Consider the following 7,881-nt stretch of genomic DNA (forward strand, 5'->3'; position numbering starts at 1 on the left):
CAGCCGTCGATCACGCCCACGGCGCCCGCATCGCCCCCTGTAGCGGCCGATGCGGCCCATGCGGGGGAGGCGCAGGGTAGGTCGACGGCGCATTTGAAAGCGATTTCGGTGACCGGCGTCCCCATTCCCGGCAATCCGCTGTCCCAGGCGCCGGACGTGGATGTGGTGACTTCGAACGATATCGAAGCCACGGGCGCGGCCAATCTGGGGCAGGCGCTCGACGATCTGGCCGGCGTGGATTCCATCGGTACCGGCAACACGGCGGGCAAACCGGTGATCCGTGGCCTGTCGGGAGAGCGGGTGAAGATCCTGTCGAACGGCGTCGGCATTTCGAACCAATCGTTTGGCGTGCGTCACATGCCGGTGACCGATCCGTTCCTGCTCGACCGGGTGGAAGTCGTGCGCGGGGCGTCGAGCGTGCTCTATGGCTCGAGTGCGCTGGGCGGCGCGATCAATCTGCTGCCGCCGAAAATCGCCTACGACAAGACCGCCCGGGGCGAGGTCATGGGACGTTACGACAGCAACAACCGCGAGTGGGATACGGGCATCAAGGCGACCGGCGGCAACGGTCGGTTCGGCTATGCCTTCGGCCTGATCCGGCGCGACGGCGGCGATATCCATACGCCGGACGAGCCGACCTATTTCCCCGGGCCGAATGCGGCGACGCACCCCGATGCCCCGGCCTATACCGGCCGGTTGAAATACACCGACTTCAACCAGGTCAACGGCGATGTCGCTGTCGGCATGCGTGACGACACGCTTGGCGACTGGACGCTGCGCTACACGCGCTGGAACGACGAGCACAACTTTCTGCTGCCGCCGCCGGCCGGCATCAAGCCGCCGAGCGCAGGCGCCGAAGGCGTCGGTCAATACATCGACGATCGCCAGGTTCAGCTCGACGGCCGGTTCAACGCCGGCGGGATGATCTGGGAACCAAAGCTGATGTGGCAGAACAACCGGCGCCGCTCGAACGCCGCCGGCTACCCGCGCGATCTCGGCTTCGACGGCGATATCGATCTGCAGTTCAACCAGTACACCGCGCGCCTGGTGGGTCAGAACGGCCCGGTTTTCGGGCTGGACGGCGGCAAGATCGGCATCGAATACGTCAACAAGCAACAGGTCTCGCGCGGCCGGACCCAGCTTTCGCCCGGTGGCGAGGTGAACAACGCGGCGGTGTTCGCCTTTCAGGAAAAGGCTATCGGCAAGCTGACGTTGCAGGCCGGTGCGCGTTACGACTACCACGATGTCGAGGCATTGGCCGGCAAGACGGCCAATCCGTCGGCCTCGGTTCGCAATGCCCGTAAACAGACCTATAACGTCGTCACCGGGTCGCTGGGGGCGGTCTATGCGTTCACCGATCATCTGTCGCTGGCGGCCAACGTCGGCCGCGGCTTCCGCGCGCCGACACTGTTCGAACTCTATGTCGCCGGCCAGCACGGCGGGGTCGCGGCCTATCAGCGCGGCAACCCCGATCTCGATCCGGAAAAATCCATCGATACCTCGTTGTCGCTGCGCTGGCATTCGGACCGGCTACAGGCGAAGGCCACGGTCTATCGCAACCTCATCAACGACTACATCTATCTGCGCGATACCGGCCAGACGATCAATGGCCTGCCGGTGCTGGACCATGAGCAGACCAATGCCGAGCTGTACGGCGCCGAGGCCTCGATCAAGGCCGATGTGACGTCGTGGCTGTCGGTGCATGCGGCCGGCGAGGTCGTGCGCGGCCGGCGGCGTGATAATCACGAGGCGCTGCCGTTGATTCCGGCCGACAACGTTCGTCTCGGTGCCCGTTTCACGCCGCACGGTAACGACTGGCCGCGCCAGACGTATGCCTCGGTCGACGTGCGCTACTACGACAGCCACAAGGCTGCCCCCGGCGAGCCCTTCTCGCAGTTCGACAACGCGCCGTTCGGCCGTGCGTCGACCTCGGGCTACGGCCTGGTCGATGTGGGCGCCGGCATCGCGCCGAAGATCCATGGCCAGGAAATGCGTATCGACCTGCGTATCAACAACCTGTTCGACAAGGCGTATCGTGGTTTTCTGGACACTTACAAAGGCTATGCGTTGTCGCCCGGGCGCGATATCCGCCTGACCGCGCGGATTCCGTTCGACCTGTAGAGAGACAGGCCGGGGCGGTCGTCGTCGACTTGCGTCGGGCGGCCGCCCGGTATCCTCGGCAGGGTTGCGCGGGCCGGCACCATCGTTGCCGTGCCGTGCCGTGCCGTGCCGTGCCGTGCCGTGCCGTGCCGTGCCGTGCCGGTTTCGGTCGGCCGACCGACCGACCGGCAGTTTGCCGCGCGTGACACTCTGTCTCGTTGGGCGCGCAATCCGGCCCGCGCGGGCTCGAAACGGCATCAAGACACCTTCATTCCGACAGGTGAGGCGATCCATCATGCGTGTCAGGACCTGAAGCGCGATCAAGTGCGCAGAAGATCAATCCAGGCTCTCGTATCGAGTGGTCGACGCTGATGGCCAGCGAATCAAGGCCGGCCTGGTCGAAGCGGTATCACTGAACAGCCGGCAGGAGCGATGACGGGCCGATCGGGCGATCAGCGACCATCACCCGCAACGCCGAGGGGTAACCGTACGAGCCGGCGACTTCCCCGGCCGCCGGTTTGATTGCACGCGGATCAATTCGGGTTTCAGCAGGCACCGGATGGAGACGCGGCCATGCATGTTGTGCATCCGCACTACGGCGGCGACATGGCTGCTCCGTTGGGCATCCCCGCCCATGCCGCCGGTGCGGGCCGCGCCACGTTTGTTGAACCTTGAAGCGGGCGGCCCGGCCTGCGGCGAATCCAGGCGCCCGCCCTCTGCATCGATACCGGCGAAAACAGCGAAGCATCGGCGTCGCGTCGACGGGCCGCACGCCGTATTCGAGACACGCGGCTGGCGCGCCGCGCTTCGAGCGGCCGATGTCGGTTCCGGAGTCCTGCCGTACCGGCGCCATCGCGGCGAAACCGCGCCAAGTGGCCTACGGTCGCTCGGGAACCCCGAAGCGTGCTGCGCCGATGGTTCGGCTGCCTGCGACGCGCGATAACCGGGGCGGGCGCGTGGTCAACCAGGCCAGGGCGTAAACGGCGAAACTGCTGCCTGCGATCGCCGACGAGGCCGGCAGGTTGATGTAATAGGACGCGACGATGCCGCTCCAGGTTTCGGCCAGGGACAGCACCACGGTCAGCGCAAGGCCGCTGGCGACGCGTTTCGTCCACGCCTGGGCCGCCGCGGCCGGGCCAACGAAGATGGCAAAACTGAGCAGCGCGCCGATCACCGGCACCGCGACGGCGGCCATGGCCGCCAGCAGCAGGAGAAACAGCAGACCGATCAGGGCGACCGGGATACCGCGGGCGCGCGCGGAGTCGGGGTTGAGGCTGGCAAAGCGCAACGGGCGGAACAGCACCGCCAGCGCGCCCACGACGGCCAGCGACACGCCGGCGGTGATCGCCAGCTGGGTTGCGTTCACGCCGTACAGGCTGCCGAAGAGAATGCCGATCGCCGCGTTCGCGTTCGCGCTGTATAGATTGACGAACAGAATGCCGAGCCCGAGCGAGAACATGAGAATCATGCCCACGGACACGTCGCGCTCGCCCAGTTCGGTGCCGCCCAGATGCATGACCGCGGCGGCACCGAAGACGAACACGAACAGTCCCAGCATCGGATCGGCGCCGATCAGCGAGGCGCCGGCGGCGCCGGCGAAGCCGACGTTGGCCAGCGCATGGGCGGCGAATGCCTGCCGGCGCAGGACCACGAAGTAACCGATCGCCGAGCCCGCGATCGCCACGCAGGTGCCGGCGGCAAACGCGTGACGCATGAACGCCATGTCGAGAAAAACCGGCCAGCTCATGCTTGTTTGCGTTGTCGCGCGTCGACCGGCGCGCAGTCGCAGTCGAGGCGCGCGCAGTTGGCGCCCGGGGCTTCGTCGCGCATCACGAACAACCGGCCGCGATCGCGCACGACGTGCATGGGCACGCCGTAGAGCCGGCTGAGCCCGGCCGCGGTGACGACCTCGTCGATGGCGCCGATATGGCCCTGGCCCCCGGCCAGATAGAGCACCCGGTCGGCCACATCGGCAATCGGATTGACGTCGTGGGTCGAAAACAGCACGGCCAGTCCCAGCTCCTGGCGCAGCCGCTCGGCCAGGGCCACCACCTGCGCCTGGGCGCCCGGGTCGAGTTGCGCCAGCGGCTCATCCATGAACAGCAGACGCGGTGAATTGACCAGGGCCTGGGCGATCATCAATCGCTGGCGCTGGCCGCCGGACAGGCTGTTCAGGCGGCGATCGGCCAGCGCCTGGCCATCGACCAGCGCCAGCGCCGCATTCACCGCGCGCGCGGCGTCGCGCCAGCGCCAGGTCGGGCCCCAGCGATGACTGGCGTAGGCCGCGGCCACGAATTCCCGGCCACTGAACTGACCGTCGTGTGTCAGGCGCGTGCCTTGCGGCACATAGGCCACGCCGCGCCGTGCCTCCTGCGGTGTACGGCCCAGCACCCGAACATGGCCGGCGATCGGCGGCACCAGCCCCAACAGGGTTTCGAACAGCGTGGTCTTGCCACAGCCGTTGGGGCCGGCCAGTGCCGTGAAGCTGGCCGGGGCAAGATCGAAGTCGAGGCCCGAAAAAGCCGGCTCGCCGGCCTTGCCGGCGGCCAGATCCTGCACGGAAACCACGCTGTCCGCGGCATGGGCGGGGCTTGCGTCGGTCATGAGGATCGGGCCGCTGCCTGGTCGAGCGCCTGCTTGATCGCCTTGAGCTGTTCGATCTGCCACTGGGCGTAATCCTCGCCGTGCAGCGGAATGGCGCTCACGCCCACGGTGGGCACGCCGCTGGCGCGGGCCGTCTCGACCTCCTGATCGGTGAGCCGGTTGTGCACTTGGTCGTTATAGATCAGCAGATCGACCTTGTGTTGCTGCAGCGCCTGGAGGAAGGTCTTGACCTGCCGAGCGCTGGGCTGGCTGTTTTCCTCTGAGGCGTACTGGATCTTGCGATAAAGCTCGTGATAGCCGAGCAGCGCCAGCATGTAGTTGTAGACCGGCACGGTCGCGGTCACGGTGAGGTTCGGGTGTGCCGCGATCAGCGTCTGGACGGCATCGTAGACCGGCAGCATTTGCGCCTGGAACCGATCGAGGCCCTGGCGATAATCCGCCGCGTGATCCGGGTCGAGCCTTGCCAGCGCCGCCGCGACCCGGCTGGCGGTGGCCAGCACCGCCTGCGGCGAATAGAACAGATGCTCGTTCTTGTCCGGGCTCACGATGCCGCTGGCGGCCTCGGCCGCGCGCACGACCTGACGCTTCGGGTTTGAAGTCCCGGACAGCAGCGGGTCCATCCAGCCGTCGAAACCCAGGCCGTTCATGACCACGAGATCGGCCTGGCTCAGTTGACGCCCGATGCGCGGATTCGCCTCGAACTGGTGCGGATTGACGCTGGGGCTGTCGAGCAGCGACGTCACCTTCACATGCGAGCCGCCGACTGTCTTGACGATACTGCCGTAACTGCTTTCCGCGGCCACGACGTTGACGGGGGCCGCGAACGCGGCCGGTGCGGACAGGGCACAGGCCAGCAGTACGAGCCATTGCAGTACCGATCGGGCGGTTGCAGGTTGAGCCATGATTATCTCCGGATGACAAAGATACGTTATAGTATAACTCTCAAGTGGTCGCGGCAAGCGCTGTGCCATGCCTTGACGACAGCATGGGCGTGACGCACCCGGCGCGTTCGATCGCGTTGCGGTCGGGCGGGCGGGTTTGCGATACGCTGTGGGCTCGAACCGCCGTCGCGAGTCGTCGATCGTGCACGGCCCGTTATGCTGTGACAGGGGTTCCGCTGTTCATGGGGTGCCGGCAACTTTGGCTTTACTGATCCAGGCGCTGCCCCGGCGTGAGCGCGGCCCGTTTCCGCGCGCCGCCGGTAAGTACGGATTATCCGCCCGGCGCGAGGTTTGCCCCGAGGTCGCGCCGCGATGAGGCGGCTCCGCCGCACAACACGACTCGTGCTGTGGATCGCGGTCGCTGCCGTGCTCCTGTGCCCCCTGCCCGTGATCGGCATCCGTTGGCTGACGGCGGCGCGTGCGCCCCATTTCGACACCAGTTATCTCAGCATCCGCGCCGATCCCGGCGATGCGCATGTCTTTCATGGCGAGTGGGATATTTCCGTGCGCGATCTGAATTCCGTGTTCCATCTGGACGCCAATGCCGACGGCGACGTGACGTTCGACGAATTGAAACCGCATTTTCCCAAGCTGGCGCAATACGCTTATGCCCACCTGCGCTTCGGGGATGGGCATAACGCCTGCGCCATCCGGCCGGAGCAGGTCGAGGAGGCCAACCGAAGCGGCGCCGAGGAATACATGGTGCTGTTGTTCCGGGTTGTCTGTCGTGCCGCGAAACCGGACATCCTGTCGGTGGAATACCGGTTGTTTGTCGCTGCGGACCCGAGCCATACCGGCCTGTTGGTGTTCCACGACCGGGGCCATACGGACACCGCGCTTCTGTCCGCCGCCAACAAACGGGTCCGCCTCCATCTGCAGGCCGGGTCGGGAGGGCCGGGATGACGTGGCGCCGGTTGGCGCGGTGCGCCGTGTGCCTGCCCCTGGTGCTGCTGGCGGTACTGTGTCCGGCGCACCGGGCGCGCGCCGATACGGTCGTGAGTTTGTTGGGGAATTACACGATCAACCAGTTCGTGGCGCTGCATGTGGACAAGCACCGCGTGACCGCCCATTACGTGGTGGTGATGGGCCAGATTCCCGCGCTCAAGGCGCTGCACGGGGCCGATACCAATCACGACGGGGTGACGTCCGAAAGCGAGCGCAGCGCGTACCTGAAAAAAATGTCGCCCCGGTTCGCCCGCCACCTGCGGCTGCGGGTCGATGGCCGGCGGCTGCCGTGGCATCTGGTGTCGTGGCACACCGGCCTGCCGTCGGACGACAGCGGATTCTCGCTGCGCTTCGACGCCTATTACACGGCGTCCCTGCCGGCGGCGACGGGCCAGGGGATTCATCATCTGCGCTGTGCCAACACCAATTACGGCGGGCGCAACGGCTGGAAGGCAATCGTCGTTCGATCGGGAGCCGGCGTGTCGGTATTCGATACCAATGCCGCCAGCCGATCGCTCACCCATGCACTGCGTGACAACCCGGGCCATTTGCCGCCCGGCGGCCCGCTGGACGAGCGAAGCGTGCATCTGGCCTTCACCCTGGGCCCGCCGCCGGCCGGATCGGTGCCGCTCGGTGCCGAGCACGGACATTATGCGAACCCGGCGGCCAGTCATGGCGATGGGGCGGCCGCGGGGGCGAGCTGGTGGGGCTGGCTCGGGCGTCATGTCATGTTCGGTGCCTGGTCGCCCTCGACCGACGTCACGGCCGGATCGTCCGGGGGCTGGTTTCAGCGCGCGACGCGCCAGCTGACGCACCTGATCTCGCCCGCGGGTCAGGCCGGGCCCGGACTGGCCTTGCTGGCGCTGCTGTTCGCGGCGGTGCTGGGGGCGGCCCATGCCCTGTCGCCGGGCCACGGCAAGACGGTGGTCGGTGCGTATCTGGTGGGGAGCCGCGGTACGCCGCGGCATGCCGCGTTCCTCGGATTGACGGTAACCATTACCCACACGGCGGGCGTGTTCATGCTGGGCGGGGCCACGCTTGTGGCATCGCAGTACATTGTGCCGGAGCGGCTATTCCCGGTGCTGAGCCTCGTTTCCGCCCTCATGGTCGTGATCATTGGCGTCGTGCTGTTGATCGCACGGATTCGCGACTGGCGCCGGCAGCCGCGGAACATCGAGGCCCCGAACGCCGCCCCGCCGGGCCCGGTCTATCGATTCCAGCCACAAGGCGCGATGAGCCTGGATCATCGTCACGACCACGACCACGACCACGACCACGACCACGACCACGA

The 7,881-nt window shown here is 66.9% G+C and carries 6 protein-coding genes; 3 read left to right on the top strand and 3 right to left on the bottom strand.

Features of this window, described 5'->3' with window-relative positions; genetic code table 11:
- The first annotated feature begins 93 nt into the window (after positions 1-93).
- Complete coding sequence (locus ACS8YF_RS14315) at positions 94-2,121, top strand: TonB-dependent receptor (RefSeq protein WP_440850821.1); 2,028 nt, start codon at positions 94-96, stop codon at positions 2,119-2,121.
- A gap of 856 nt (positions 2,122-2,977) precedes the next feature.
- Here the strand turns inward: ACS8YF_RS14315 and ACS8YF_RS14320 are convergent.
- Genes ACS8YF_RS14320 through ACS8YF_RS14330 form a run of 3 tightly spaced genes read right to left on the bottom strand, consistent with a single transcriptional unit; the run spans position 2,978 to position 5,606 of the window.
- Positions 2,978-3,847, bottom strand: coding sequence for a metal ABC transporter permease (locus tag ACS8YF_RS14320; RefSeq protein WP_440850822.1), 870 nt, complete (start codon positions 3,845-3,847; stop codon positions 2,978-2,980).
- The gene (locus ACS8YF_RS14325) at positions 3,844-4,704 is read right to left on the bottom strand and encodes a metal ABC transporter ATP-binding protein (RefSeq protein WP_440850823.1); all 861 of its coding nucleotides are present in this window, start codon (positions 4,702-4,704) and stop codon (positions 3,844-3,846) included. The genes ACS8YF_RS14320 and ACS8YF_RS14325 overlap by 4 nt, the downstream gene beginning before the upstream one ends.
- Positions 4,701-5,606, bottom strand: coding sequence for a metal ABC transporter solute-binding protein, Zn/Mn family (locus tag ACS8YF_RS14330; RefSeq protein WP_440850824.1), 906 nt, complete (start codon positions 5,604-5,606; stop codon positions 4,701-4,703). The genes ACS8YF_RS14325 and ACS8YF_RS14330 overlap by 4 nt, the downstream gene beginning before the upstream one ends.
- A gap of 351 nt (positions 5,607-5,957) precedes the next feature.
- On the opposite strand from ACS8YF_RS14330, the gene ACS8YF_RS14335 reads away from it, so the two are divergent.
- Positions 5,958-6,548, top strand: a complete 591-nt coding sequence (locus tag ACS8YF_RS14335) for a hypothetical protein (protein ID WP_440850825.1) — start codon at positions 5,958-5,960, stop codon at positions 6,546-6,548.
- The coding region (locus ACS8YF_RS14340; protein ID WP_440850826.1) for a HoxN/HupN/NixA family nickel/cobalt transporter at positions 6,545-7,881 on the top strand (1,337 nt) is incomplete at its 3' end. The genes ACS8YF_RS14335 and ACS8YF_RS14340, both read left to right, overlap by 4 nt.

The sequence above is a fragment of the Salinisphaera sp. SWV1 genome (assembly GCF_052044155.1).
Lineage (GTDB): Bacteria > Pseudomonadota > Gammaproteobacteria > Nevskiales > Salinisphaeraceae > Salinisphaera.